The sequence below is a fragment of the Parabacteroides sp. AM58-2XD genome (assembly GCF_003463685.1).
Classification (GTDB): Bacteria; Bacteroidota; Bacteroidia; order Bacteroidales; family Tannerellaceae; genus Parabacteroides; species Parabacteroides segnis.
Window position 1 is genome coordinate 39634 of the sequence record NZ_QSDP01000011.1, and the last position, 24747, is coordinate 64380.

The following is a 24747-nucleotide window of genomic DNA, read 5'->3' on the forward strand; positions in this document are numbered from 1 at the left end:
CACAATTCCGGATTCAATGTTCAAGAAACTATAGTTAATTATACTCTTCTCTTTTTCGGAGGACGACAACCATTGTGAGGCAGCGGAGTAACGTCTACGATTTCAGTTACTTCGATTCCGGCACCGTGGATAGTTCTGATAGCAGACTCACGTCCGTTACCCGGTCCTTTTACGAATACTTTTACTTTTCTCAAACCAAGATCATAAGCTACCTTTGCACAATCTTGTGCTGCCATCTGAGCGGCATACGGAGTGTTCTTTTTAGAACTTCTGAATCCCATCTTACCTGCAGAAGACCAACTGATTACCTGACCTTCACTGTTGGCAAGAGACACAATAATGTTATTGAAAGAAGAATGAATATGAGCTTGACCGTAAGCGTCAACTTTTACGTTTCTCTTCTTTGCTGCGACTGTTTTTTTTGCCATATCAACTCTTATTATTTAGTAGCTTTTTTCTTATTTGCAACAGTTTTCTTCTTACCCTTACGAGTACGAGCATTGTTTTTAGTGCTCTGGCCTCTCAAAGGCAAACCAATACGGTGACGAACACCTCTGTAACATCCGATATCCATCAGACGCTTAATGTTAAGTTGAACTTCAGAACGAAGATCACCCTCTACCTTGTACTCAGCGCCAATGACTTCACGTACTTTTGCAGCTTGATCATCTGTCCAGTCTTTTACTTTGATATCACGATCAACGCCTGCTTTCTCTAAAATAGATTTTGAAGCACTCCGACCGATACCGTAGATATAAGTCAAAGCGATTTCTCCTCTTTTATTTTGTGGCAAGTCTACACCAACTATTCTTATAGCCATATTACTTACTTAATTATTTTGCAAAAATAATAAATTATCCCTGACGTTGTTTATACTTAGGGTTTTTCTTGTTAATTACGTATAAGCGACCCTTTCTTCTTACAATCTTACATTCAGGTGTACGCTTCTTTAAAGATGCTCTTACTTTCATATCTAGTTATTTTTATTTATATCTAAAAGCAATTCTACCTTTTGATAAATCATACGGAGACATTTCTACTCTGACCTTATCACCAGGAAGAATTTTAATATAATGCATACGCATCTTTCCTGATATGTGGGCAGTAATTTCATGTCCGTTCTCTAATTCTACACGAAACATTGCATTAGACAATGCTTCCACTATAACTCCATCTTGTTCAATAGCTGCTTGTTTAGCCATATAAATCAAATTAAATTGCGTTACTTCCTAGAACTTCTTCTACAAATTCAAATGAAGATAAAATCTGAGGACCATCGGGTCGTATCGCTATACAATGCTCAAAGTGAGCTGAACATTTTCTGTCCTTTGTACGCACTGTCCAACCGTCCTTTTCAAAAACGACATTTTTGCTTCCCATATTGATCATAGGTTCAATGCAGATGCACATGCCACTACGCAATAAAGGTCCGCAACCATATCTTCCATAATTGGGTACTTCAGGTTCCTCATGCATCTTGCGTCCGATACCATGTCCCACCAGTTCCCTTACAACAGAGTAACCTTTCGATTCACAGTATGTCTGCACCGCATGACTAACATCTCCTACTCGTTTTCCTTCTACAGCTTGTTGAATACCTTGATAAAGAGATTCCTTTGTCGTCTTCAACAAATTCTTCACTTCCGGTGCCACTTCACCTACACAAAAAGTATAGGCTGAATCACCAACAAAACCATTCAATATTGTACCACAGTCAACAGATATGACATCGCCTTCTTTTAAAACTGCTTTTGAGGAAGGAATACCATGTACTACCTGCTCATTTACAGAAGCACATATTGAATTGGGAAAACCACCATACCCTAAAAAAGCTGGAACTGCTCCATTATCCCTAATGAATTCTTCAGCAATCTTGTCGAGTTGAAGAGTTGTAACCCCGGGAGCAATATGCTTTGCCAATTCTCCCAGTGTCCGACCTACCAATTGATTGGCCGAACGCATCAACTCGATTTCTTCATCTGTTTTTAAATAGATCATCCTATTAATAAGCGGCAACTGAGCCTGTACGGCCTTTAATTCTTCCTGACTTCAACAAACCGTCATAATGACGCATCAACAAATGACTTTCAACTTGCTGCAATGTATCCAACACTACACCAACCAAAATCAACAAAGATGTTCCTCCAAAGAACTGAGAGAACTCCATACTCACACCAGCGATTCTTGCAAAAGCAGGCATAATAGCTACCAATGCCAAGAAGAATGCACCCGGAAGAGTAATGCGGTCCATGATTGTATCCAGATAGTCTTTGGTACTTTTTCCCGGTTTAACACCCGGAATAAATCCATTGTTTCTCTTCAAATCATCAGCCATCTGGGTCGGATTGATCGTGATAGCTGTATAGAAATAAGTAAAGAGGATAATCAATACTGCAAAGACAAAATTATACCAGAAACCAGTATTATCCATAAATGCAGCCCAAAAACCACTCTGATCACCAGTACTAGAAAATCCTACAATAGAAATAGGAATAAACATAATTGCCTGGGCAAAGATGATAGGCATTACGTTAGCAGCATTCACTTTTAAAGGAATATACTGACGAGCGCCACCATATTGTTTGTTACCTATAATTCTCTTAGCGTACTGTACGGGTACTTTACGAGTTCCCTGAACCAATAAAATAGCACCGGCAATAACAAGTAAAAGAAACAGCATTTCAAACAAGAACATAACCAGACCACCAGTTTTTTCACTTGTTCTTGAAATAAATTCCTGGAACAATGAATGCGGCAGACGGGCTATGATACCAATCAAAATGATAAATGAAATACCATTTCCAACACCTTTATCTGTAATTCTTTCACCTAGCCATAAGATAAACATACTTCCTGCAGCCAGAATAATAGTAGAAGATACAGTAAACAGAATACCCGGAGGTAAAGCTGCACCAGCGGCCTTCAACTGAACACTTAAGTTCACCAGATATGTCGGTCCCTGGAATAACAGGATAGCTACTGTAAGGTAGCGAGTCCATTGATTGATCTTTCTACGACCACTCTCCCCTTCTCTCTGCAATTTCTGGAAAGAAGGAACTGCAATGGCTAACAACTGCATAACAATTGAAGCGGAAATATAAGGCATAATACCCAATGCAAAAATAGAAGCATTAGAGAATGCACCACCTGAAAACATATCCAACAGTGCAAGCAATCCGCCTCTTGTCTGCGCCTGTAAAGCGGTTAACGCTTGAGGATCAATACCAGGAAGTACTACATACGTTCCGAAGCGATATATAGCCACCAATAAAAGAGTGGTGAGGATCCGATTTCTCAGATCCTCAATCTTCCAGATATTTTTTATTGTTTCAACTGCTCTCATGACTTAGAGTTTAACAACAGTTCCACCTACGGCCTGGATAGCTGCTTCTGCACTTTTAGAGAAAGCGTGAGCTTCAACTTCTAATTTAACAGTCAGGCTACCATTACCAAGAATCTTAACCATTTGAGATGATGAAATAAAACCAGCTTCGATCAATTCGTTAACACCGATTTTAGTTAAGTTCTGAGATTCAGCCATTAACTGTAATGTAGCGATATTGATAGCTTTATATTCTACACGATTAATATTCTTGAAACCAAATTTAGGCAAACGTCTCTGAATAGGCATCTGACCACCTTCAAATCCGATCTTTTTTGAATAACCAGATCTTGACTTTGCTCCTTTATGACCTCTTGTTGAAGTTCCTCCTAATCCTGAACCCGGACCACGGCCGATTCTTTTTCTGGTCTTAGTAGATCCTTCAGCAGGTTTTAAATTTGATAAGTTCATATCTTATAATTTATTTTTTCAACCAATTATTACTTTTCTACTGAAACCAAATGTTTCACTTTCTCAACCATGCCTAAGATAGCCGGAGTAGCTTCATGCTCTACTACACGGTTCAACTTTGTCAGGCCCAGTGCATCAAGTGTTCTTTTTTGGTCTTTCGGGCACTTAATTCTACTCTTAACTTGTTTAATTTTAATAGTCGCCATAATTTTTCCTCCCTAATTAACCTCTAAACACTTTTTCTACAGATACACCTCTGTTCTGAGCTACAATAAACGGACTTCTCAATTCACCCAGCGCAGCAATAGTAGCTTTTACCAAGTTGTGAGGGTTTGATGATCCTTTTGATTTAGCTAAAACGTCAGTAATACCAACACTCTCCAATACAGCACGCATAGCACCACCTGCTTTTACACCAGTACCATGAGATGCCGGTTTGATCAGCACCTGTGCACCACCGAATTTAGCAAGCTGTTCGTGAGGGATAGTACCTTTATGAACAGGAACCTTGATCAAATTCTTTTTAGCAGCTTCTACACCTTTAGCGATAGCTGTCGTTACTTCACCAGCTTTACCTAAGCCCCAACCGATGATACCGTCTTCGTTTCCTACTACGACAATAGCAGCAAAACTAAAAGTACGTCCACCTTTCGTTACTTTAGTTACGCGGTTGATTGCAACTAATCTGTCCTTCAACTCTAAGTCGTTGGTCGATTTAACTCTATTATTAACTCCTGCCATCTTCATTAAAATTTAAGGCCGCCGTTACGTGCAGCATCTGCTAATTCTTTAATTCTTCCGTGATACAGGTAACCATTACGGTCGAAAACAACAGCCTGAATACCTGCTTCCTGAGCGCCTTTAGCGATCAATTCACCAACTTTGGCAGCGATTTCCTTCTTTGGAGCCTTTACATCTAATTTCAAAGATGAAGCAGCAGCCAATGTCTTACCTGTAGTATCATCTATAACCTGTGCATAGATCTGCTTATTGCTTCTAAACACAGTAAGGCGCGGACGTTCAGGTGTTCCTGCAACTTTTCCACGTATTCCTCGTTTTATTTTTAATCTTCTTTCTTCCTTCGTTGTCATGATAATTTCAGTTTACGTAGATTACTTACCTGCTGATTTACCAGACTTTCTGCGAATTTCCTCACCCACAAACTTAATACCTTTACCTTTATACGGCTCCGGCATTCTGAATGAACGAATCTTAGCACAAATCTGACCTAATAATTGTTTATCAGCTGATTCAAGGATAATAAGAGGATTCTTATTTCTCTCAGTCTTCGTTTCAACCTTCACCTCTTTAGGTAACTGCAAATAGATATTGTGAGTATAACCTAAAGAAAGATCCAACAGCTGTCCTGTGTTAGCTACACGGTAACCAACACCGACCAGTTCCAGTTCTTTTTTGTATCCTTCAGATACACCGATCACCATATTGTTGATCAGAGAACGATACAAACCATGTAATGCACGATGGTTCTTATCATCTGTCGGTCTTGTTAAATGAATAACTCCATCTTCCAGAGTTACATTAATATCAGGATTAACAGCCTGAGTCATTTCGCCCTTAGGACCTTTTACAGTCACCACGCTATCCTTAATCGTAACCGTTACACCGGCCGGCACATGAATTGGTAATTTTCCTATTCTTGACATTCTTCTTTCCTCCTAATTAATAAACATAACATAATACTTCACCACCGATCTTCAGATCGCGGGCTTCTTTGTCTGTCATCACACCCTTAGAAGTCGAAAGAACGGCAATACCTAAACCATTCAATACTCTCGGCATTTCTTTGTAACCAGTGTACTTACGCAAACCTGGAGTAGAAACTCTCTCAAGTTTCTTGATTGCATTCACTTTGTTTACCAGGTCATACTTCAAGGCAATCTTAATTGTTCCCTGAGGACCTTCTTCTACAAACTTAAAATTAAGAATGTAGCCCTTTTCGAAAAGGATCTTAGTGATCTCTTTCTTTAAATTTGACGCCGGCACTTCAACAACTCTGTGCTTCGCTTTAATTGCATTACGCAATCTTGTCAAATAATCTGCAATAGGATCTGTCATATATTAATGAATTAAATTGATCCGGCCACCCGGACAATATTTAAATAAAAAAACTTACCAACTTGCTTTCTTTACACCCGGGATTAAACCATTGGATGCCATTTCACGGAATTGAATACGTGAAATGCCGAACTGGCGTACATACCCTTTCGGACGACCTGTAATTTTGCAACGGTTGTGCAAACGTACAGGAGAAGCATTTTTAGGTAAAGCCTGCAAAGCTTCGTAGTCACCAGCAGCTTTCAGTTCAGCTCTTTTAGCGGCGTATTTAGCTACTAGTTTTGCTCTTTTAACCTCGCGGGCTTTCATTGATTCCTTAGCCATAACTTAGTCTTTTTTTGCATTTTTAAAAGGCAACCCAAATTCTCTCAACAGAGCATACCCTTCTTCATCTGTTTTCGCAGAGGTCACAAAGGTAATATTCATTCCCAATATTTTAGTAATATTATCGATATTTATTTCAGGAAAAATAATTTGTTCCTGAATACCCAAGGTATAATTACCTCTACCATCTAACTTACTTTCAATACCTTTAAAGTCACGAATACGCGGAAGAGCGATACGTACTAATCTTTCCAAAAATTCGTACATCTGCTCACGACGCAATGTTACCATCACGCCGATAGGCATTTTTTTACGCAACTTAAAGTTTGAGATATCCTTTTTAGATACTGTCGCAACGGCCTTTTGACCAGTAATTGTAGACAATTCGCTGATTGCGATATCGATGATCTTCTTGTCGGCAGCAGCCATACCCAAACCTTGATTGATTACAATCTTCTTTAATACGGGTACCTGCATTACTGATTTATATCCGAACTCTTTTGTCAAAGCAGGAACAATTCTGTCCTGATATTCTTTTTTAAGACTGGCAGTATTGCTCATTACTTAATTTCCTCCCCAGATTTTTTAGAATAACGAACTAAAGCTCCTTCAGCATTTTCTTTACGTCCGATACGTGTCGGTTTACCTGATTTCGGGTCAACCACGTTCAGGTTTGAAATATGAATAGGAGCTTCCTTCTTTTCAATTCCTCCTTGCGGATTCTTTGCATTAGGCTTGGTATGCTTTGATACCATATTAACGCCTTCAACAATAGCACGGTTCTCGTCTACGAGCACCTGTAAAACACGACCTGTTTTACCTTTGTCTTCGCCGGCATTAACAAAAACTATATCGCCTTTTTTGATATGTAATTTACTCATTACCTTAAATTTTACGAATTAAAGTACTTCAGGTGCAAGTGAAACAATTTTCATATTTGTTGCACGAAGTTCTCTGGCAACCGGACCGAAGATACGGCTTCCACGAATATCACCACCGGCATTCAACAATACGCAAGCGTTATCATCGAAACGGATGTATGAACCATCCGGGCGACGGATTTCCTTTTTAGTGCGAACAATGATAGCCTTAGAAACAGCACCCTTCTTCACATCACTTGACGGGATTACACTCTTAATTGCTACTACAATTACATCCCCAACAGAAGCGTAACGTTTTCTGGTTCCGCCTAATACACGGATACATAAACATTCTTTTGCGCCACTGTTATCTGCTACTACTAGTCTTGATTCTTGTTGTATCATGTTACTTAGCTCTTTCGATTATTTGAACTAATCTCCATCTCTTTGTTTTGCTCAAAGGACGAGTTTCCATAATTTTTACGGTATCACCGATATTGCACTCATTCTTTTCGTCGTGAGCATGATATTTCTTCGTTTTGTTAACGAACTTACCATAAATGGGGTGTTTTTCCTTCCATTTAATAGCAACAGTGATGCTTTTATCCATCTTGTTGCTAGTAACCACGCCCGTTCTTTCTTTTCTTAAATTTCTAGTTTCCATCAGGCTCAATTATTTGTTGTTAAGTTCTCTCTGGCGCAATTCTGTTCTCATGCGCGCAATCATCCTGCGTTGTTGTTTAATCTGTGCAGGGTTGTCTGTCGGAGAGATAGTGTGGTTAATAACCTTCTGATCGTAGGCAGCAACCTCAGCATCTACTCTTTCAAGCAATTCTTTTGTGCTTAATTCTCTAATTTCTGCAATCTTCATAACAATTACGCATTTTGATTAGCCATATCATAATCACGTCTCACAACAAATTTCGTTGTTACCGGAAGCTTCTGTGCTGCTAAGCGCAAAGCTTCTTTCGCAATATCAAAGGGAACACCTTCAATTTCGAAAATCAGACGACCTGGAGTAACAGGCGCAACAAAGCCTTCCGGGTTACCTTTACCTTTACCCATACGTACTTCGGCCGGTTTCTTTGTAATAGGTTTATCCGGGAAAATCCGAACCCAAACCTGACCCTGACGTTGCATATAACGAGTTACCGCGATACGGGCAGCTTCAATCTGGCGACCGGTAATCCATTTATTCTCTAACGCTTTTATACCGAACGAACCGAATGCCAGCTGGTTGCCACGTTGAGCTTCACCCTTCATACGACCTTTCTGCTGTCTTCTGAACTTGGTTTTCTTTGGTTGTAACATCTCTTCTTAATTCTAACGTTTAACGATTAGCTTTTTTTCTCTTGAAGTTCTTATCTCCTCTGTTGCCACCGGCATTGTCATTTCTGCGGCCTGAATCTTTAGAGGCAGTGAATGAAGGAGCAAGATCTCTCTTACCATAAACTTCACCACGGCAGATCCATACCTTGATACCCAGCAAGCCAACTTTCGTCAACGCTTCAGCCAAAGCGTAATCGATATCTGCTCTCAGAGTGTGTAACGGAGTTCTTCCTTCTTTGTACATTTCAGAACGAGCCATTTCAGCACCGTTCAAACGACCAGATACTTGCACTTTAATACCTTCTGCACCCATTCTCATGGTAGAGGCGATAGCCATCTTAATAGCACGACGGTAAGCAATTTTTCCTTCAAGTTGACGAGCAATATTGTTTGCAACAATGACTGCGTCTAATTCGGGTCTTTTTACCTCAAAGATGTTGATCTGAACTTCTTTGTCGGTAATTTTTTTCAACTCTTCTTTCAATTTATCAACTTCCTGACCACCTTTACCGATGATGATGCCCGGACGTGATGTGCAAACTGTTATTGTGATCAACTTAAGCGTACGTTCAATAACGATACGAGATACACTAGCTTTAGCAAGACGAGCATTCAAGTATTTACGGATTTTGCTATCTTCCAGCAAAGTATCTCCGTAATTTTTGCCGCCATACCAATTGGAATCCCAACCACGGATGATTCCTAAACGATTACTAACCGGATTAACTTTTTGTCCCATCTACAATTAATTTTGACTATCGTTTTTACTAAGTGTATCAACAAACAAGGTTACATGGTTCGAACGTTTACGAACTCTGTATCCTCTACCCTGGGGAGCCGGACGCATTCTCTTCAATGTTGTAGCGCAATCTACGCTGATTGAAGAAACAAACAACTCACCAGTTTCTGCTTTACGTTCATTTTTCTGCTCCCAATTAGCAATTGCTGAACGAAGCAATTTTTCTACTCTTGCTGCAGCTTCCTTGTTAGAAAACTTCAAAACACCAAGTGCACGGAATACTTCCATACCACGGATCATGTCTACAACGAGACGCATCTTACGCGGAGAAGTAGGTACGTTACGCAACTTTGCGAAGTACATGGTCTTTTGGGCTTCTTTTCTTGCTTCAGCTGATATTCTTTTTCTAGCACCCATTTTTATTGATTCTTTTTATTTTCAGATTCCTGAATTCCTGTTACTACCGATAATTATTTTTTCTTGTTACCGGCGTGACCACGGAACGTACGAGTTGGTGAAAATTCTCCCAACTTGTGACCTACCATATTTTCGGTTACAAAAACAGGAATAAATTTATTTCCATTATGAACTGCAATAGTATGGCCTACAAAGTCAGGCGAAATCATTGAAGCTCTTGCCCATGTCTTAACTACGGCTTTCTTTCCTGACTCATTCATAGCCAAGACTTTCTTTTCCAGCTTTACGTTAATATACGGGCCTTTTTTTAGTGAACGACTCATAGTTTACTTAATTAATCAGATTATTTCTTTCTTCTTTCAATAATATACTTTGAAGAATGCTTCTTCGGAGCTCTTGTCTTCAAGCCCTTAGCATACAAGCCTGTACGAGATCTTGGATGACCTCCGGAAGCACGACCTTCACCACCACCCATTGGGTGATCAACCGGGTTCATAACAACACCACGGTTGTGAGGACGACGACCTAACCATCTAGAGCGACCGGCTTTACCTGATTTTTCAAGACCATGGTCTGAATTACCTACACTACCAATTGTAGCCTTACATGCAGCAAGAATCTTTCTGGTTTCGCCAGAAGGCATCTTAATAATTGCATAAGCACCTTCTTTAGAAGTCAACTGAGCAAAAGCACCAGCAGAACGTACCATTTTGGCACCCTGTCCGGGACGAAGCTCAATATTATGAATAATAGTACCAACGGGAATATTTGCCATAGGCAAAGTATTACCTACCTCAGGAGCGGCATCGCTACCTGAAACCACTGTCTGGCCAACTTCCAAGCCGTTCGGAGCGATAATATAGCTCTTTGCTCCGTCAGCATAATACAATAAAGCGATACGAGAAGTACGGTTTGGATCGTACTCGATAGACTTTACTGTTGCAGGAATGCCATCTTTATTTCTCTTGAAATCGATAATTCTGTACTTTTGTTTGTGACCGCCACCAAGATAACGCATTGTCATCTTACCTGTGTTGTTACGACCACCAGTACTGCTCTTACCTACCACAAGAGACTTCTCTGGTGTACTTGCAGTGATTTTATCAAATGCACCAATAACTTTGTGTCTCTGCCCCGGTGTTGTGGGCTTTAATTTACGTATTCCCATTTCTTTTTTTAGATATTACTAAAGAAATCAATTGTTTCTCCTTCTTTCAACGTTACGATTGCCTTCTTAAAAGCTGCCTGTTTACCATTGATAATACCTGATTTTGTATAACGGCTTTTCCGCTTGCCGGAGTAGTTGATGGTGTTAACATCAACTACAGTTACATTATACATATCCTGTACAGCTTTTTTGATCTCCAACTTGTTGGCATCAGGAGAAACACGAAAACCATAGCGATTAGCCATTTTTTCAGTAATCGCTGTTTGCTTCTCTGTTACTATAGGTTTAATAATAATTCCCATTTCCTTACTCCTTATGCATTAAAAAGTTTTTCTATAACAGCAACAGAACTTTCAGTCAAAACCAAATTAGCTGCATCAAGCACTTTGTATGTGTTTAATTCAGAGGCTGTTATAACATTTGTCTTTTCTAAATTACGAGCCGACAAATATACAAAATTATTTTTCTCCGGTAAAACCATAAGTAACTTTTTATCAGCCACTTTCAGGTTTTTAGCAATTGTTACAAATTCTTTAGTTTTCGGAGCTTCCAGAGCGAAATCTTCTACAACTACAATTGCATTGTTTTTAGCTTTATAAGTCAATGCAGACTTACGAGCCAGACCCTTTACCTTCTTGTTCAATTTGAACTCATAATCTCTCGGTTTCGGACCGAAAACGCGAGCACCACCAACCAATACAGGAGAGTTGATATCACCACGACGAGCTCCACCACCACCTTTCTGACGGATCAGTTTGCGTGTACTACCAGAGATCTCACTTCTTTCTTTCGATTTATGAGTACCCTGACGCTGGTTTGCCAAATACTGCTTTACATCCAGGTAAATGGCATGATCATTGGGTTCAATGCCGAAGATAGCATCGTTTAAAGTTACCTTTCTTCCGGTATCTTCACCTTTAATATTAAATACGCTCAGTTCCATTACTTTTCAATTAATACGATTGAACCTTTTGCTCCTGGAACAGATCCTTTAACCAATAAAAGATTATGTTCCGGCATTACCTTGATCACTTCCAGGTTCTGAACTGTTACACGTTCATTACCCATCTGTCCGGCCATACGCATGCCCTTGAATACCTTTGCAGGGTATGAACAAGCACCGATACCACCGGGAGCACGCAAACGGTTATGCTGACCGTGAGTAGTCTGACCTACACCACCGAAACCATGACGTTTTACTACACCCTGGAAACCTTTACCCTTTGATGTACCAACTACATCAACGAAACCTGCATTTTCCAGATAATCCACAGTGATCACATCACCCAGATTGTATGCAGTTTCAAAATTCTTGAACTCGGCCAAGTATCTCTTGGGAGTTACACCGGCTTTCTTGAAGTGGCCCATTTCCGGCTGAGTTGTATGTTTCTCTTTTTTGTCTTCGAAACCCAACTGTACAGCTTCATAGCCATCTTTTTCCAAAGTCTTAATCTGTGTAACAACACAAGGACCCACTTCGATAACAGTGCATGGAAGATTTTTTCCCTCGGCACTGAAAACGGATGTCATTCCGATTTTTTTTCCTAATAATCCTGGCATTTCACTTAATTTTTAAATAACTCACACTTTAATTTCTACTTCAACACCACTGGGTAATTCCAGCTTCATCAAGGCGTCAACTGTTTTTGCAGTTGAGCTGTAAATGTCTATCAATCTTTTGTAAGATGACAGTTCGAACTGCTCACGAGATTTCTTATTAACGAAAGTAGAGCGGTTCACAGTAAAGATACGCTTGTGTGTAGGCAGAGGAATCGGTCCGCTAACAACAGCACCTGTAGCCTTTACCGTCTTCACGATCTTCTCGGCAGACTTGTCCACCAGAGAATAATCGTAAGACTTTAATTTAATTCTGATCTTTTGGCTCATATTGTTATATATGTTTCTAAATTATTTGATCAAATCAGCACGACCCTGTACTTCTGTCAGTACCTGCTTAGCAATAGAAGAGGATACCTGAGCATAGTGAGAGAACTGCATTGAAGATGTTGCACGACCTGAAGTGATAGTACGCAGTGCAGTAACATAACCGAATGTTTCTGCCAAAGGCACTTTAGCTTTTACAACACGTGCACCAGTACGGCTTGTTTCCATACCTTCTACCTGTCCACGACGTTTGTTCAAGTCACCGATAACATCACCCATGCTTTCTTCAGGAGTAACAACTTCCATCTGCATGATCGGTTCCATCAAAGCAGGACCTGCCTTTTCTGATGCACTCTTGAATGCCTGGATAGCACAGATTTCGAATGACAACTGGTCAGAGTCAACCGGGTGGAATGAACCATCGATCAATGTAACCTTCAGCTTATCTAACGGATAACCGGCAAGGATACCATTTTTCATAGCCTTTTCGAAACCTTTCTGTACTGAAGGGATAAATTCCTTAGGAATGTTACCACCCTTTACTTCATCAATGAACTGAAGTGTTCCTTCAAAGCTTTCGTCAGCCGGTTCAATACGAACGATGATATCAGCAAACTTACCACGACCACCAGACTGTTTCTTATAAACTTCACGAAGTTCAACTGATTTAGTGATAGCTTCTTTATAAGTAACCTGAGGTTTACCCTGATTACATTCTACCTTGAATTCACGACGCAAACGGTCAACAATGATATCCAAGTGAAGCTCACCCATACCGCTAATTACAGTCTGACCTGTTTCTTCGTTAGTCTGAACACGGAATGTAGGATCTTCTTCAGCCAGCTTAGCCAATCCCATACCCAGTTTATCCAGGTCTTTCTGAGTTTTAGGCTCTACTGCGATACCGATAACCGGATCCGGGAATTCCATAGATTCCAGTGTAATCGGATGTGCTTCGTCACAAAGAGTATCACCAGTACGGATATCTTTGAAACCAACACCAGCACCGATATCACCACAACCGATAGCTTCCATCGGGTTCTGCTTGTTTGAATGCATCTGGAACAGACGAGAAATACGTTCTTTCTTACCTGAACGAGTATTGTATACATAAGAACCAGCCAATAAAGAACCTGAATATACACGGAAGAAACACAAGCGGCCTACATACGGGTCGGTTGCAATCTTAAATGCCAATGCAGTCAACGGCTCTTCGAACAACGGTTTACGTACAACTACAGTATCAGGATCACGTGGGTCTGTACCTTCGATAGCTTCTGCATCTGCAGGGCTAGGCAGGTAAGCACAAACAGCGTTCAATAAAGTTTGAACCCCTTTGTTCTTGAAAGAAGAACCACAGATCATCGGATTGATCTGCATAGCGATAGTACCTTTACGGATAGCTACTCTGATTTCATCTTCTGTAATAGTTGCAGGATCATCAAAGTATTTTTCCATCAAAGCATCGTCGCACTCAGCCAGAACTTCCAACATTTTATCTCTCCATTCTTCAGCTTCATCCTTCAGGTCTGCCGGAATTTCTTCAACAGAATATTCTGCCCCCATAGTTTCGTCGTGCCAAAAGATAGCCTTCATTGTTACCAGGTCGACTACACCTTTGAAAGTTTCTTCTGCACCGATAGGTATCTGAATAGGACAAGGATTAGCACCCAATACATCCTTCACCTGACGAACTACTTCAAAGAAGTTTGCGCCGGAACGGTCCATTTTATTTACATAACCAATTCTGGGTACATTATATTTGTCAGCCTGACGCCAAACTGTTTCTGACTGGGGTTCAACACCACCAACCGCACAGAATGCAGCAACGGCACCATCCAGAATACGCAGTGAACGCTCTACTTCAACAGTAAAGTCCACGTGCCCCGGGGTGTCAATCAAGTTGATTTTATATTTGTCATTAGCGTAATTCCAGAAAGTAGTAGTCGCAGCAGAAGTGATAGTAATACCACGTTCCTGTTCCTGCTCCATCCAGTCCATTGTTGCAGCACCATCGTGAACCTCACCAATTTTGTGAGTCAGACCTGTGTAGAAAAGAATACGCTCAGAAGTCGTAGTCTTTCCCGCATCGATGTGCGCCATGATACCGATGTTTCTGGTATATTTTAATTGTTCGTCAGCTTTTGTTGCCATCTTTCTTTTATTCTCCTAAATTTGCTAAATTAAAATCTGAAGTGTGCGAATGCACGGTTAGCTTCAGCCATACGGTGCATATCTTCTTTTCTTTTGAATGCGCCACCCTGGTTGTTGTAAGCATCTACAATCTCTGCAGACAACTTATCAGACATAGTCTTACCACCTCTCTTGCGTGAGAAGATAATAAGGTTCTTCATAGAAATTGATTCTTTACGATCGGGGCGAATTTCAGTAGGTACCTGGAAAGTAGCACCACCAACACGGCGTGACTTCACTTCGACTTGAGGGGTAATATTATCGAGTGCAGCTTTCCAAATTTCGAGAGCAGACTTTTCTTCGTTAGGCAATTTAGCCTTAACGTTTTCCAGAGCGGAATAGAAAATTTCGAAGGCAGTATTTTTCTTGCCATCATACATTAAATGGTTTACGAATCTCGTAACCTTTACATCACCGAAAACAGGATCCGGGAGGATCTGTCTTTTCTTTGGTTTTGCTTTTCTCATTTTGTTTTCAAAAATTTCGTTTTTGTCTTTGGTTGCCTTTTAATTTTGTCTTCAACGGTTCCGCTGAACCATTTACTCAACCTTGTAGCCTATCCAAATAACTCAAACCAGCTTTAATACTTAAATTTAAATTCTCAGTTTGAAAGGGTGATTTTTACTTCTTTCCTTTTGCTGGAGCAGCACCCGCTTTTGGACGTTTTGCACCGTATTTAGAACGACGCTGAGTACGACCATTAACGCCAGCTGTATCCAAGGTACCACGTACAATGTGATAACGTACACCAGGAAGGTCCTTCACACGACCACCACGTACTAATACGATTGAGTGCTCCTGCAAGTTGTGTCCTTCTCCCGGAATGTAAGAGTTTACTTCTTTACCATTTGTCAAACGAACTCTCGCTACTTTACGCATTGCAGAGTTAGGCTTTTTCGGGGTTGTAGTATAAACACGTACACAAACGCCACGTCTCTGAGGACAAGCATCCAATGCAGGTGATTTACCTTTTACCACCAAAGTTTCCCTTCCTTTTCTAACTAATTGCTGAATTGTAGGCATTTCTTTTCTTTTTTAAACTTTGAATGTGTTATAATTTTATTTATCTCTTTTTTTCTATTTCAGGCTGCAAAGATACGCATTATTTCCGTATAACCAACGAGTTACATCTGTTTTTCTGTATAATCTGCGCTAAAAACGGTGCAAAGTTACATAATAGTTCCCGTTTGTTTCTGTTCTACAACATGTGAATTCAAACTATTTATTATTATTTAACACGAAGCCCCGCCGGCTTAAAACCAACGGGGCTTGTCTTGTGTCTGTTTTCTCCCCTCACAGGGATACTAACAGAAGAACTTTATTTTATTACTTTAGTATTAAAACTACTCTTTCTTCCTCACGGAATACTTATTCAAGGATAGATACAACATAGCTACCTATCCTAAACGCGTAGTTTAAATTATTTTGATTATAAATTCTTATTAAGATAGAGAAGAACAGACATGCTGCCCTTCTCTATTTTATTTTACCACGTTATTATTTAACGATTGCTTTAACTGCAGCTTCACCGTCAACAGCGACAACCACAAGACCTGCCGGTATGTTAATCTTTGCATCATCAGATGTTGCCACTGTACTAGCTATAGTCTGACCTAATACATTAGATACTGTTACAGTCTTACCTGCAGCATTCAGAACTCTGATTGCACCGTTTTCTGCAATTATAGAAATTGTAGCCGGAGCATCAATACCTTCGTTACCTGTAGCTACTTCATCAAGACCTTCTTCAATATTGAAGATCTGAGCGTTGTTGATCAATTCTTCGATTGTACCAGCTTCATCAGCATGATCAGAACCTGTTGTGGTGAACTTAGCCAATACTGGACAAGAATTCTGTACCTTTACCCAAGCACCTTTGAAAGAACCGATTGCTGAGCCTTCACCCTTAGATTCGATTAAGAAATCTTTTTCAGGATCTTCGTTGATCAAACGCAGAGAGAATGCATAATTAGCGTGTTTGCCATCCAATTTTTTCTTATCGAATACAGTTGCATCAGCAAATGTTTCCGGAGCAACTACACCATATTCTGCCTGTAAGCCTTTCAGTGTATTACCACCTTTCAGGATATACAAATATTCGGTTCCGTTTTCTACACGATAGATAGCTTCAACAAAGCCAAGACGGTCATAACCTGCATATTTGAATTTATCAGCATTATTCAACATTCCGGTATTACCTTCGATAGAGTCTGTCAAATTAACCATGAATCTACCAGCCAAATAACCAATATAATCTACAGTATGATCACTATGAGCATCACCTTCTTTAACATATCCGTGTTCGCCGGTTGCACACCATTTTGCATCTGCTACTGTAGCAGTATCAACAGCAAACAAATACTGAGGCATAATATCGTTAGATGCTTTTACATATTGAGCATACATAGCAGTTGTAGTAGCTTCACCTTCCGGTATGATACCTTCTGCTGTCAGACCCAGATAACCGAAGTCTTTTACAAAAGCAGGAGCATTTACCTTATTATTTCCATCTTCATACAGATATTCTTTAGCAGTACCTCTCTGACGGAAGATCTTAGCTGTCTTAGCTTCAGCGATAGTGCGATATAATACTACATCAGCATCATCTAAAGTAAAAGCAGAAGCTCTCTCTGTTGCGATATTATCCAGATTCATGTAGCTTAATGCTCCAACTTCATCTTCACAATGAGCCTGAACATAACCATTACCTGTTTCGTTTGTTGTTCCGTTATAGATGTCAATCAATACATAACATTCTTCGTTAGCAGCACCTCTTATCTGATCAGACTTCAAGTAGAAATGAGCTTCTTTAGCGCTAGAACCTGCAGGTAAAGCTGCAATCTGCTTGCTAGTCATAGCTTTATAATAAGGATTCTTTCCTTTTTCAGAAATTAAGTAAACATATACTTTGTCATTATCTACCAGATTAGCATCCTTTACTTTCAGTTTATAAGCAGTTCTCTTCAACTGAGGCAAACCAGCAACACCAGCACCTGTACCGAAATTAAATTCAGTCTTAGTTGCATCTACTACTTCTTCCAGTTCATAATAAGTAGACTGATCTTTTGAAGGAGCAAAGTTCTTATCACCTGTTACATTCAGATACAGATCCTGATCAGCGAACAGGTTATATCCCAGATAGAATTTCTTGATAGTCAACAAATCAGAAGAAATGTGTTTGTAACCATGATACAAACTAGTTTTTGCTACTTCATTCTCAACCGGAGTAAATGCCAGATAGTCTGCATAGTTGAACTTGTTAGCCATTGTTGCACTATTCTGATTGTCATCAATGAAATAGATACCATTTTCTGCATCTACATACAACTGACCTTCAAATACATCACTTGCTTTAGCATATTCACGATTTGTAATAGCTACAGTAGAACAACCAGTGCTACGAACTACCCACATTGTAGCCGGCATATTGTTATAATCCTGAGTTTTAACAAGATCACCACTTTCAACATCATACATCATTGTACCGCTGAAATTGCAAACAACATACTTTCCGGTAGCATCTTTCTTAATAAAATACAGACCTTCAGCCGGAGTATAACGAGTCAGGTAAGTTCCATCAAATTCACGATCTGCAAAATTGATTTTTGTGAAGATTGTACCGTCTGTTCCGTATTTATCACCTTCAACATATGCTTTACCAGCAGTAAATTCAGTATGAGTCGGAGTCAGATAAACCAGTTTCAATACAGCATCTTGTGTATCAGCATCACCTGGAACTAAAGCAGCGGCATCAGCCCAAGTAGTACCTGCATTCTTTTCTGCATCAGTTATTTTATAGGCTCCACCTTCCAGCACTGCAAAGTTCAAGCTGTCAACTGAAGGATAATAAGTTACCTGGAACTGATAACGTTTAGATAAATCAGTTGCAGTCAAATTAGATGCTGTTCCATCACTTTTTGTTACAGTAGCAAATTTCTTCACTGCTATTTTCAACGGAGTCAAAGAAGGCAAACCTTCATTATGGAACACTGTATCAACCATTAGAAGTCCTGCTACTTTGTTTTCTAACACAACATAATTTGCTGTACCGCCAGTAAAACCATTTACTGTATATTGATCAGCATCAATCGCTTTAAAGTTGTATTTTGTCAATACTTCTGAAAGAGCTGTTGTTCCATTTTTAGGACCCGGATTCATAGAGAAACGAGCAGAGTCACCATACTGGAAGTCTACCAAATTATTCAGATCGTTTGCTTTTAAAGTAATAGCACCGGCTAAAACGGGTCTAAATGGAACAAGCGTATTTGTCAGTGTCGCATTGTTCAAGTCAGTCTTTTTGGCTTTTACAGCAACAAACTCACCACTCTTATCAGCCCAAACAACTACAGAGTCTGATGTAAAATAAGAATAAGTAGCCTGATTAGCAAAGTCGGTATCACCGTTGTCGTCCGTATTATACCAAGTCCAGTTACTTACACAACCTTCCAAGGTTGAAGCAGGAGCAGCGGCCAGATCAGCAACATAAGTAGCAGCATCAAACGCCAATGCCTTTTTAGCATCATAAGAAATAGGGAAACCCGTTTCCAGGTTTGTGTACGTGAAACTGTAACCGCTTATTTTATCACCGGTCACATCAATCTTCCACAAAGAAGCATTGATAGGAGCGTCAGCCGCATCTACAAACTTCAAACTTAACTTACCTGTTGTGTAATCACGAGACTGGATCAAAACCTGACCGCCATCATTTGCCAACTGATAATACTGTGCACCTTTGAAGTTAGCGACATCAGCACCTACCGCAGCAGAAGCTGTAGCTGTAGGACGAAGTTTGATGTCATTACCTACAGTATTGGGATTGGTGTGCACCGTAGTCTGTGCAAAAGCCCCAACACTTGAAGTCAGCAGAGCGCCAACAAGTAAAGTAGAAAACTTTTTGTTCATAATTCTAAATTTAATATTAATACTAATGTTCGTAATGTTCTATATTCCTTCGGACGCTCAAATGTTAATGACTAGATTAAACGTCCCTTTTTTCTCGTCAACAAAAGTAATAATTCCTTTTGAACCTACAATCCTTTTTGAGCAAAAATTATCTTTTCTATCTTCTTTCTTATCAACTAGATACTAAGATTAGTACAAAAATGCGTCTTCTCATTACGAAGTTATCTACCCTCCTAAATAATGACGAGAAAAAAGGGACCTTTAATTTAGTCACTGTTTTTTTTAAAAATCATCAGACAAACTTCCTATATATCAATATATTATAGTTGCAATTTCTAAAACAATTCCAAATGTTAATTCAGCATTTAATAATATATTAATGTACGTGTACATATATAATACAACAAATCACCTTTCAGGTTTCATCCGATATATCACACTGACTATCAAGCCAAAACAATGAAAGATGATTTATCAAGAATCTTTCTCTTATCCAACTTCATTTTCCCCATTTTTCAGAGTCAAATGTTAATTGGTCCTTTTTCCACCTTAAAAGACCATTCTAAGCCAGTGCTACCACCCTATAAAAATTACCGGATTCGGTATGTTTCCGTTCAATCCCCAGTGAAGAAAGGAACTTTCCGAAATTACCTGCCGACACCGAGCGCATAGCTGCCGGATTATACTTTTTCAACCGCAGGAAAATCTCCGCAGCAGAAAGCATCAATGCCTTCTCACCATATCCGGCCGGACGAAAACAACTCCTAAACACATCTTCTTCGACAGGATGCTTGTAATACGATTCGTTGGCCGCCATGATCTCCGCTTCCTCTTCAGAAGTAAACCAATACCGTTCGCCCGCCAGTAATTCGGCTTTCAGTTGAGCATAAAGCTGACGATAATCAAGCGGAGAACAGTCTATTTTATTTTCTATTTCAACACACAGGAACCGACGACTTCCGGTTGGATCGGTCAGCAACTCTTTCTGATTCGACGTTGCGATGAAAGATGCGACACGGGGTAACGGACGGTAATTTTTCTGGTGTGCTTTGCGAACACATGGATTGACAACCTGCATCAGGTTCTTCAACAATGCCATCTTGCGAGGAGTAAACTTATCAAATTCATCCATATTGATCAAGCCGAATTCCGTTAGCTTACATTCTGCCGCTGATTGGGCGGACAGATCGTAGCTGTCCGTATAATACCTCTGCAACTCACGGGGAAGCAATAATTTACAAAACGTAGACTTCTGTTTTCCCTGTGTACGACTGACTAACACCGGCGATACACTGTTTGCATGCAGACGGTCTGTCTCCAACCATTGCGCCGCCATCCCCAACAACCAGCGATGAAAACATTTTACCCACAACGGAACAGAAGAAACCCTGCGTGCCAGACTATCGATCCGGTCAGTCCTATCCCAGTCCGGTAACTCATCCATATATAGGCGGAACGGATGATATTCAGGAATGCTATCAGAAAACACATAACGCGACACATCCCTGTCCCAACAATCTATCCCTTGCTTTCGTGCTTCTATACAGAAACTGTTCAACTCGCGCTGCCCCACAGGCTGGAAGCAGGTTCCGGAAAGATTCCGTTTCCTGAATTCCGTCTCCGACGTCAGCTTGTTGAAACGGAGATCGTACTGTTCACCCAGAAATTGCTCCATCGCCATCATCGTCCGGGTCGTTTTTTGCAAAGAGGTATCCGTTGCTGCAAGGGGCACAACATTACCTGCATTATTCACAACCGGCACTTCCGGTATCATTGCCGGTTGTTTTTCCGGTAGCTCTTTTGTTGCCACTACCGGCATCACCTCCGATACTGCATTTGCTATCACTTCCGTTTCATCCGAAAACCGTCCGTGCATCACCAGGTCACACAGCTTTTCAATAAGATTTTTAATCGCATTCATATTCGTTTTTTTTAGTTATTTTCAGCGAATATAATACCGTATATCAAGGTTTTACAAATTAACAGACTACTATTTTCCAACAATCTCATCTACCGGAAAAGTAGGCAAAAAGTATTGCTTAAGTCATATACAACTGTTACCTTTGTAGTCATTCAATAATCACTCCACAGTTGTAGGGCGTAAGAACCACATCTGTTAAGCAATAGCCTTACACTTGTAAGTCTTACGCCCTACAATTGTCAAGCGATGAATAGGCAAGCATTTAAACAGAAGTTATTCATTAAACAAGCAAGAATATGTCAGCAGAATACGACTTCTATAAAAACCCCATACCGAAAGGGAGTAACCGCAAACCACGCCTGCATGCCCGGATTGTGCCGCGAGGAGTTATCACTACCGAAATGCTCTCAGAAGAGATACACGATGCCAGCAGCCTGACAACCGGTGATGTAGAAGCAACTATAACCATGTTAAGCAAAGCGATCATCCGCAATCTGAAACAAGGGAAAAGAATACATATCAAAGGACTGGGTTATCTGGAAATGACACTGCAATGTCCGCCTATAAAAGATCCGAAAGAGATACGGGCCGAATCCATCCAGTTCAAGTCGGTGGCGTTCCGTCCGGAAAAAGCGTTAAAAAAGGAATTGAGTACCACCCGGTTTGTCAGGGCAGTACATAAAAATCATTCGAAAAGTCGCTCGGAAACAGAAATTGACAACTTATTAACCATCTATTTCTCAACCCATGAATATATCACCCGCCTGGAGTTCCAGCAAGTTTGCAGATTTACGAAAGGGACAGCCAATCGTCGTCTGACAGAAATGGTAAAAGCCGGGAAATTAAAGAAAGAAGGATTGGATAGATTCCCGATTTATGTACCTGTGCCCGGGAACTACAGAAAATAAGGCTAATCAGCCACCCTTCAGCCAAACAGGTTGTTTTACAAGGCTGAAAGGTGGCTGAAAGCTGAAATAATCGTTTTATAAATATACGGTAATCACTAAACGACTACATTAAAAACTACGGCATAGGAAGAAAGCCCTCCGTTTTGACTACCCAGCTTCCATCGCAAGGAAATCCCGGAGTTTCACCTGTCGAGCCGTCCCAACCAGCCGCCATCATGGCTACTGCGGTCAGCAAAGCTCCGTTGGAGGGAAGGTAAGGAAATGGACCGCCTGTTGCCAGTCCATGTTCATCAAATTGAAATCCTCCGGCCGGATGAAGCAGAAAGTCAACAGCCTGCTCCGGTTTGCCACAGCGGGCAGCCGCCATTGCCAGCATAGGGAAATCCCATCCCCATGTACGGTCAAAATTCCAGGTTGAAGTTATTTTATCCAAAGTCCGGGCAAGTATTTCCGCATCCACACCATCACCCGGCAACATTCCGTAAGTACCGATCAACGCCGGATGCTCAAATGCAAAATCCGACCACATATTCCGGATACCTTCATGGGTAACGTATAGTCCGTCTTCCACGGGTAATGATGCCAGTTTTGCCAAAACATCCTCCCACTTCGCATCGACCGGAAGCGACAAACGCTTACGCCATTCGGCAGCCATACGCAATCCGTAACGCCAGTATCCCAGTTCAAATGCAGGATTTATTGTTGTCTCGGGAACCGTATTCTCAGAAACAATGAAGACGGGAGGTCCGAGCACATAACGGTCCTGCGCCTCGTCATAATAAGCATAATCCGCCATAAAATCTGCCGTAGCAGTTATAATCGGTTCCCATTTTTCCAATGTTTCACGGGTTGGATGCAACCGGTAATCAAGATCGGCAAAATAAATTGGATGCGGTTGCTGCCAAATCAAAGTTGCATGTATTATATGAGGCCATTCCCGGTCAAAATCGGCGGTACATTTAGGCCAACGGGCACCTTTATACCCCTGACGCCCGGCACGTTCCCGTGATGTCGACAGATAGTTCTGATAAACAGTCAAACTTTTCTCCAGTAATGGCCACCGATTCCACAATGCATAATGCACGCCATGCCACCATATCATCTCAAAATGGAAACGACCATACCATCCGTTATTCACCAACCCGCTTTCCTGCGGAGGCAACGACCCGGCTTCATTCACTTTCATCAGATACTGCGACAAAACGATCCTGCGCTCCAACTCTATCCAACGCGGATCTTTACTGCCGGACAAATCGATGACCGCTCCCGACTGCCAGAAACTTTGCCATTCGCGGGCACTTTCATCAAAAACATCAGCGACAACAGGAATATCATCCGCTTTCTTACGGGAGAAAAGACAAGTAAAAGACAGCTTTTCCGTATTTTCCGGACGTAGTTCAAAACGATGGGATGAATCCGCTCCTGATTTTATAAAAGAGGCAGGAGTATCCCAATGCAGGGATGTATAATAAGAGACATCATCCATCTCCCTGGCAATCGATACCGTTTTATCTTTTTGCTCTTTAATGACCGACCTGTGAGCCTCCGGCCTGTCATAAGTTCCCACATAATCTTTCATCTGCCCGTCTTCTGCATAAGGGAAATCCAGAAAAACGGTAAGTTTTCCTTCCCGGACCAACTGACTCTCAACAGTGACACCAACCGCGTCCAAAGAAGGATGACAGGCAGTTTTAACAGATACGGGTATTCCGTCCAGTATAAAAAAACTGTGAATGATACCTGTCCACATATCTACCTCCTGGCGCGTATCAGACAAATCTTCCGCGACAGCTTCCGAACCGTCCGGACGAAGTAATCTAAAACCAATACGTCCCAGATTAAAACGATGGGGATTAGCTGCCAGCCAATTTGATAATTCAGGTTGCCGGGGATTAGGAATATCGTAAGGCACCGGCTTTCCATAAGTATCGATAACTGGCTTTTCAAAATCTTCAACGTGCTTACCTTCAGGCAACGGAAAACTATGCCAACTCCATTGTGCCATTGTATTGAATGGGACAAAGGTCTGTAAACCTGTGATATCCACACCGAACGCAAACTCCCCGTTCCCGACCTGGGCCGGACTAACCGGGTTCGTCTTAGCCGTTACGATACGATGCCGGTCTACCAAGACTTTCCGGTCGATATGCGACTGATTACATGCAGCAAACAGTAAAAGAATTCCCACAAGGGAAAAAAGATGATACATTGGTCTCCACATTGTATTTCAATT

At 40.9% G+C, this 24747-nt stretch carries 34 protein-coding genes; 1 reads left to right on the plus strand and 33 read right to left on the minus strand.

The genetic code is table 11. The annotated features are described in order from the left end of the window. Positions 1-38: 38 nt before the first annotated feature. From rpsK to DXA15_RS04450, 32 genes are all read right to left on the minus strand, one after another. Complete coding sequence (rpsK, locus tag DXA15_RS04295; protein WP_005634781.1) at positions 39-428, minus strand: 30S ribosomal protein S11; 390 nt, start codon at positions 426-428, stop codon at positions 39-41. An 11-nt stretch (positions 429-439) separates the two neighbouring features. Beyond that, positions 440-820: a 30S ribosomal protein S13 gene (gene rpsM, locus DXA15_RS04300; protein ID WP_009859527.1), complete on the minus strand. Its 381-nt coding sequence runs from the start codon at positions 818-820 to the stop codon at positions 440-442. Positions 821-854: 34 nt separating this feature from the next. Then, the gene (ykgO, locus tag DXA15_RS04305; RefSeq protein WP_005645768.1) at positions 855-971 is read right to left on the minus strand and encodes a type B 50S ribosomal protein L36; all 117 of its coding nucleotides are present in this window, start codon (positions 969-971) and stop codon (positions 855-857) included. Positions 972-983: 12 nt separating this feature from the next. Then, entirely contained in the window at positions 984-1202 is a 219-nt protein-coding gene (infA, locus tag DXA15_RS04310) for a translation initiation factor IF-1 (protein ID WP_009318521.1), read from the minus strand. 10 nt (positions 1203-1212) lie between these two features. After that, the gene (gene map, locus DXA15_RS04315) at positions 1213-1998 is read right to left on the minus strand and encodes a type I methionyl aminopeptidase (RefSeq protein WP_128133245.1); all 786 of its coding nucleotides are present in this window, start codon (positions 1996-1998) and stop codon (positions 1213-1215) included. A 4-nt stretch (positions 1999-2002) separates the two neighbouring features. Further along, positions 2003-3343 (minus strand): preprotein translocase subunit SecY, encoded by a 1341-nt coding sequence (gene secY, locus DXA15_RS04320; RefSeq protein WP_122357143.1) that lies wholly within the window; start codon positions 3341-3343, stop codon positions 2003-2005. A gap of 3 nt (positions 3344-3346) precedes the next feature. Next, positions 3347-3793 carry a 50S ribosomal protein L15 gene (rplO, locus tag DXA15_RS04325; protein ID WP_128133246.1) on the minus strand — a complete coding sequence of 149 codons (447 nt, stop codon included), beginning with the start codon at positions 3791-3793 and terminating at the stop codon, positions 3347-3349. A gap of 29 nt (positions 3794-3822) precedes the next feature. Further along, a complete protein-coding gene (gene rpmD, locus DXA15_RS04330; protein WP_009859531.1) occupies positions 3823-3999 on the minus strand; it encodes a 50S ribosomal protein L30 in 177 nt (58 codons plus the stop codon). Between the two features lie 16 nt (positions 4000-4015). Then, the gene (gene rpsE / locus DXA15_RS04335) at positions 4016-4534 is read right to left on the minus strand and encodes a 30S ribosomal protein S5 (protein WP_128133247.1); all 519 of its coding nucleotides are present in this window, start codon (positions 4532-4534) and stop codon (positions 4016-4018) included. Between the two features lie 5 nt (positions 4535-4539). Next, positions 4540-4884: a 50S ribosomal protein L18 gene (gene rplR / locus DXA15_RS04340; RefSeq protein WP_009859533.1), complete on the minus strand. Its 345-nt coding sequence runs from the start codon at positions 4882-4884 to the stop codon at positions 4540-4542. A 21-nt stretch (positions 4885-4905) separates the two neighbouring features. After that, positions 4906-5457, minus strand: coding sequence for a 50S ribosomal protein L6 (gene rplF / locus DXA15_RS04345; RefSeq protein ID WP_128133248.1), 552 nt, complete (start codon positions 5455-5457; stop codon positions 4906-4908). 16 nt (positions 5458-5473) lie between these two features. After that, on the minus strand, positions 5474-5869 hold the full coding sequence (gene rpsH, locus DXA15_RS04350; protein WP_009859535.1) for a 30S ribosomal protein S8: 396 nt from the start codon (positions 5867-5869) through the stop codon (positions 5474-5476). A 54-nt stretch (positions 5870-5923) separates the two neighbouring features. Next, a complete protein-coding gene (rpsN, locus tag DXA15_RS04355; protein WP_009859536.1) occupies positions 5924-6193 on the minus strand; it encodes a 30S ribosomal protein S14 in 270 nt (89 codons plus the stop codon). Positions 6194-6196: 3 nt separating this feature from the next. Beyond that, complete coding sequence (gene rplE / locus DXA15_RS04360) at positions 6197-6754, minus strand: 50S ribosomal protein L5 (RefSeq protein WP_046146312.1); 558 nt, start codon at positions 6752-6754, stop codon at positions 6197-6199. Further along, positions 6754-7074 carry a 50S ribosomal protein L24 gene (gene rplX / locus DXA15_RS04365; protein WP_009859538.1) on the minus strand — a complete coding sequence of 107 codons (321 nt, stop codon included), beginning with the start codon at positions 7072-7074 and terminating at the stop codon, positions 6754-6756. Before rplX ends, rplE begins: the two co-directional genes overlap by 1 nt. An 18-nt stretch (positions 7075-7092) precedes the next feature. Then, a complete protein-coding gene (gene rplN, locus DXA15_RS04370; protein ID WP_010800553.1) occupies positions 7093-7458 on the minus strand; it encodes a 50S ribosomal protein L14 in 366 nt (121 codons plus the stop codon). 1 nt (position 7459) lies between these two features. Then, a complete protein-coding gene (rpsQ, locus tag DXA15_RS04375; RefSeq protein WP_009859539.1) occupies positions 7460-7717 on the minus strand; it encodes a 30S ribosomal protein S17 in 258 nt (85 codons plus the stop codon). A gap of 9 nt (positions 7718-7726) precedes the next feature. Beyond that, entirely contained in the window at positions 7727-7924 is a 198-nt protein-coding gene (gene rpmC, locus DXA15_RS04380) for a 50S ribosomal protein L29 (protein ID WP_009859540.1), read from the minus strand. Positions 7925-7929: 5 nt separating this feature from the next. Further along, positions 7930-8364 carry a 50S ribosomal protein L16 gene (gene rplP, locus DXA15_RS04385; RefSeq protein WP_005634742.1) on the minus strand — a complete coding sequence of 145 codons (435 nt, stop codon included), beginning with the start codon at positions 8362-8364 and terminating at the stop codon, positions 7930-7932. A 19-nt stretch (positions 8365-8383) separates the two neighbouring features. Further along, the gene (gene rpsC / locus DXA15_RS04390) at positions 8384-9121 is read right to left on the minus strand and encodes a 30S ribosomal protein S3 (RefSeq protein ID WP_009859541.1); all 738 of its coding nucleotides are present in this window, start codon (positions 9119-9121) and stop codon (positions 8384-8386) included. Between the two features lie 6 nt (positions 9122-9127). Further along, positions 9128-9538 carry a 50S ribosomal protein L22 gene (gene rplV, locus DXA15_RS04395; protein ID WP_046146310.1) on the minus strand — a complete coding sequence of 137 codons (411 nt, stop codon included), beginning with the start codon at positions 9536-9538 and terminating at the stop codon, positions 9128-9130. Positions 9539-9591: 53 nt separating this feature from the next. Next, positions 9592-9861, minus strand: a complete 270-nt coding sequence (gene rpsS, locus DXA15_RS04400; RefSeq protein ID WP_005634738.1) for a 30S ribosomal protein S19 — start codon at positions 9859-9861, stop codon at positions 9592-9594. 20 nt (positions 9862-9881) lie between these two features. Beyond that, on the minus strand, positions 9882-10706 hold the full coding sequence (rplB, locus tag DXA15_RS04405) for a 50S ribosomal protein L2 (RefSeq protein ID WP_009859543.1): 825 nt from the start codon (positions 10704-10706) through the stop codon (positions 9882-9884). Positions 10707-10714: 8 nt separating this feature from the next. After that, on the minus strand, positions 10715-11008 hold the full coding sequence (gene rplW, locus DXA15_RS04410) for a 50S ribosomal protein L23 (RefSeq protein ID WP_128133249.1): 294 nt from the start codon (positions 11006-11008) through the stop codon (positions 10715-10717). Between the two features lie 11 nt (positions 11009-11019). After that, positions 11020-11649, minus strand: coding sequence for a 50S ribosomal protein L4 (gene rplD, locus DXA15_RS04415; RefSeq protein ID WP_128133250.1), 630 nt, complete (start codon positions 11647-11649; stop codon positions 11020-11022). After that, positions 11649-12266, minus strand: a complete 618-nt coding sequence (rplC, locus tag DXA15_RS04420) for a 50S ribosomal protein L3 (RefSeq protein WP_009859546.1) — start codon at positions 12264-12266, stop codon at positions 11649-11651. Before rplC ends, rplD begins: the two co-directional genes overlap by 1 nt. Positions 12267-12287: 21 nt before the next feature. Next, positions 12288-12593, minus strand: a complete 306-nt coding sequence (rpsJ, locus tag DXA15_RS04425) for a 30S ribosomal protein S10 (RefSeq protein ID WP_005634728.1) — start codon at positions 12591-12593, stop codon at positions 12288-12290. Positions 12594-12614: 21 nt separating this feature from the next. Further along, positions 12615-14744: an elongation factor G gene (gene fusA / locus DXA15_RS04430; RefSeq protein ID WP_128133251.1), complete on the minus strand. Its 2130-nt coding sequence runs from the start codon at positions 14742-14744 to the stop codon at positions 12615-12617. 29 nt (positions 14745-14773) lie between these two features. Then, positions 14774-15250, minus strand: coding sequence for a 30S ribosomal protein S7 (gene rpsG, locus DXA15_RS04435; protein ID WP_009859548.1), 477 nt, complete (start codon positions 15248-15250; stop codon positions 14774-14776). 154 nt (positions 15251-15404) lie between these two features. Further along, positions 15405-15806, minus strand: coding sequence for a 30S ribosomal protein S12 (gene rpsL, locus DXA15_RS04440; RefSeq protein WP_009859549.1), 402 nt, complete (start codon positions 15804-15806; stop codon positions 15405-15407). 474 nt (positions 15807-16280) lie between these two features. After that, positions 16281-19610, minus strand: coding sequence for a DUF6383 domain-containing protein (locus DXA15_RS04445; protein WP_128133252.1), 3330 nt, complete (start codon positions 19608-19610; stop codon positions 16281-16283). A 637-nt stretch (positions 19611-20247) separates the two neighbouring features. Further along, positions 20248-21606, minus strand: a complete 1359-nt coding sequence (locus DXA15_RS04450; protein ID WP_128133253.1) for a VapE domain-containing protein — start codon at positions 21604-21606, stop codon at positions 20248-20250. A 296-nt stretch (positions 21607-21902) separates the two neighbouring features. On the opposite strand from DXA15_RS04450, the gene DXA15_RS04455 reads away from it, so the two are divergent. Further along, entirely contained in the window at positions 21903-22514 is a 612-nt protein-coding gene (locus DXA15_RS04455; RefSeq protein ID WP_128133254.1) for an HU family DNA-binding protein, read from the plus strand. 115 nt (positions 22515-22629) lie between these two features. On the opposite strand, the gene DXA15_RS04460 is transcribed toward DXA15_RS04455, so the two are convergent. Beyond that, positions 22630-24702 (minus strand): hypothetical protein, encoded by a 2073-nt coding sequence (locus DXA15_RS04460; protein WP_233566806.1) that lies wholly within the window; start codon positions 24700-24702, stop codon positions 22630-22632. Between the last annotated feature and the right edge of the window lie 45 nt (positions 24703-24747).

What these genes read in the sequence shown, in the direction of transcription:
- rplR (WP_009859533.1), bottom strand. Translation starts at nt 4,884, where the DNA reads ATGACAACGAAGGAAGAAAGAAGATTAAAAATAAAACGAGGAATACGT.
- map (WP_128133245.1), bottom strand. Translation starts at nt 1,998, where the DNA reads ATGATCTATTTAAAAACAGATGAAGAAATCGAGTTGATGCGTTCGGCC.
- rplW (WP_128133249.1), bottom strand. Translation starts at nt 11,008, where the DNA reads ATGGGAATTATTATTAAACCTATAGTAACAGAGAAGCAAACAGCGATT.
- infA (WP_009318521.1), bottom strand. Translation starts at nt 1,202, where the DNA reads ATGGCTAAACAAGCAGCTATTGAACAAGATGGAGTTATAGTGGAAGCA.
- fusA (WP_128133251.1), bottom strand. Translation starts at nt 14,744, where the DNA reads ATGGCAACAAAAGCTGACGAACAATTAAAATATACCAGAAACATCGGT.
- rplN (WP_010800553.1), bottom strand. Translation starts at nt 7,458, where the DNA reads ATGATACAACAAGAATCAAGACTAGTAGTAGCAGATAACAGTGGCGCA.
- rplB (WP_009859543.1), bottom strand. Translation starts at nt 10,706, where the DNA reads ATGGGAATACGTAAATTAAAGCCCACAACACCGGGGCAGAGACACAAA.
- rplV (WP_046146310.1), bottom strand. Translation starts at nt 9,538, where the DNA reads ATGGGTGCTAGAAAAAGAATATCAGCTGAAGCAAGAAAAGAAGCCCAA.
- rplF (WP_128133248.1), bottom strand. Translation starts at nt 5,457, where the DNA reads ATGTCAAGAATAGGAAAATTACCAATTCATGTGCCGGCCGGTGTAACG.
- rpsL (WP_009859549.1), bottom strand. Translation starts at nt 15,806, where the DNA reads ATGCCTACAATTCAGCAATTAGTTAGAAAAGGAAGGGAAACTTTGGTG.
- rpsJ (WP_005634728.1), bottom strand. Translation starts at nt 12,593, where the DNA reads ATGAGCCAAAAGATCAGAATTAAATTAAAGTCTTACGATTATTCTCTG.
- rplP (WP_005634742.1), bottom strand. Translation starts at nt 8,364, where the DNA reads ATGTTACAACCAAAGAAAACCAAGTTCAGAAGACAGCAGAAAGGTCGT.
- secY (WP_122357143.1), bottom strand. Translation starts at nt 3,343, where the DNA reads ATGAGAGCAGTTGAAACAATAAAAAATATCTGGAAGATTGAGGATCTG.
- ykgO (WP_005645768.1), bottom strand. Translation starts at nt 971, where the DNA reads ATGAAAGTAAGAGCATCTTTAAAGAAGCGTACACCTGAATGTAAGATT.
- rpsN (WP_009859536.1), bottom strand. Translation starts at nt 6,193, where the DNA reads ATGGCTAAGGAATCAATGAAAGCCCGCGAGGTTAAAAGAGCAAAACTA.
- rplX (WP_009859538.1), bottom strand. Translation starts at nt 7,074, where the DNA reads ATGAGTAAATTACATATCAAAAAAGGCGATATAGTTTTTGTTAATGCC.
- rplD (WP_128133250.1), bottom strand. Translation starts at nt 11,649, where the DNA reads ATGGAACTGAGCGTATTTAATATTAAAGGTGAAGATACCGGAAGAAAG.
- rpsQ (WP_009859539.1), bottom strand. Translation starts at nt 7,717, where the DNA reads ATGGAAACTAGAAATTTAAGAAAAGAAAGAACGGGCGTGGTTACTAGC.
- rpsM (WP_009859527.1), bottom strand. Translation starts at nt 820, where the DNA reads ATGGCTATAAGAATAGTTGGTGTAGACTTGCCACAAAATAAAAGAGGA.
- rplC (WP_009859546.1), bottom strand. Translation starts at nt 12,266, where the DNA reads ATGCCAGGATTATTAGGAAAAAAAATCGGAATGACATCCGTTTTCAGT.
- rpsG (WP_009859548.1), bottom strand. Translation starts at nt 15,250, where the DNA reads ATGAGAAAAGCAAAACCAAAGAAAAGACAGATCCTCCCGGATCCTGTT.
- DXA15_RS04450 (WP_128133253.1), bottom strand. Translation starts at nt 21,606, where the DNA reads ATGAATGCGATTAAAAATCTTATTGAAAAGCTGTGTGACCTGGTGATG.
- rpmD (WP_009859531.1), bottom strand. Translation starts at nt 3,999, where the DNA reads ATGGCGACTATTAAAATTAAACAAGTTAAGAGTAGAATTAAGTGCCCG.
- DXA15_RS04455 (WP_128133254.1), top strand. Translation starts at nt 21,903, where the DNA reads ATGTCAGCAGAATACGACTTCTATAAAAACCCCATACCGAAAGGGAGT.
- rpsH (WP_009859535.1), bottom strand. Translation starts at nt 5,869, where the DNA reads ATGACAGATCCTATTGCAGATTATTTGACAAGATTGCGTAATGCAATT.
- rpsK (WP_005634781.1), bottom strand. Translation starts at nt 428, where the DNA reads ATGGCAAAAAAAACAGTCGCAGCAAAGAAGAGAAACGTAAAAGTTGAC.
- rplE (WP_046146312.1), bottom strand. Translation starts at nt 6,754, where the DNA reads ATGAGCAATACTGCCAGTCTTAAAAAAGAATATCAGGACAGAATTGTT.
- rpsS (WP_005634738.1), bottom strand. Translation starts at nt 9,861, where the DNA reads ATGAGTCGTTCACTAAAAAAAGGCCCGTATATTAACGTAAAGCTGGAA.
- rplO (WP_128133246.1), bottom strand. Translation starts at nt 3,793, where the DNA reads ATGAACTTATCAAATTTAAAACCTGCTGAAGGATCTACTAAGACCAGA.
- rpsE (WP_128133247.1), bottom strand. Translation starts at nt 4,534, where the DNA reads ATGGCAGGAGTTAATAATAGAGTTAAATCGACCAACGACTTAGAGTTG.
- rpsC (WP_009859541.1), bottom strand. Translation starts at nt 9,121, where the DNA reads ATGGGACAAAAAGTTAATCCGGTTAGTAATCGTTTAGGAATCATCCGT.
- rpmC (WP_009859540.1), bottom strand. Translation starts at nt 7,924, where the DNA reads ATGAAGATTGCAGAAATTAGAGAATTAAGCACAAAAGAATTGCTTGAA.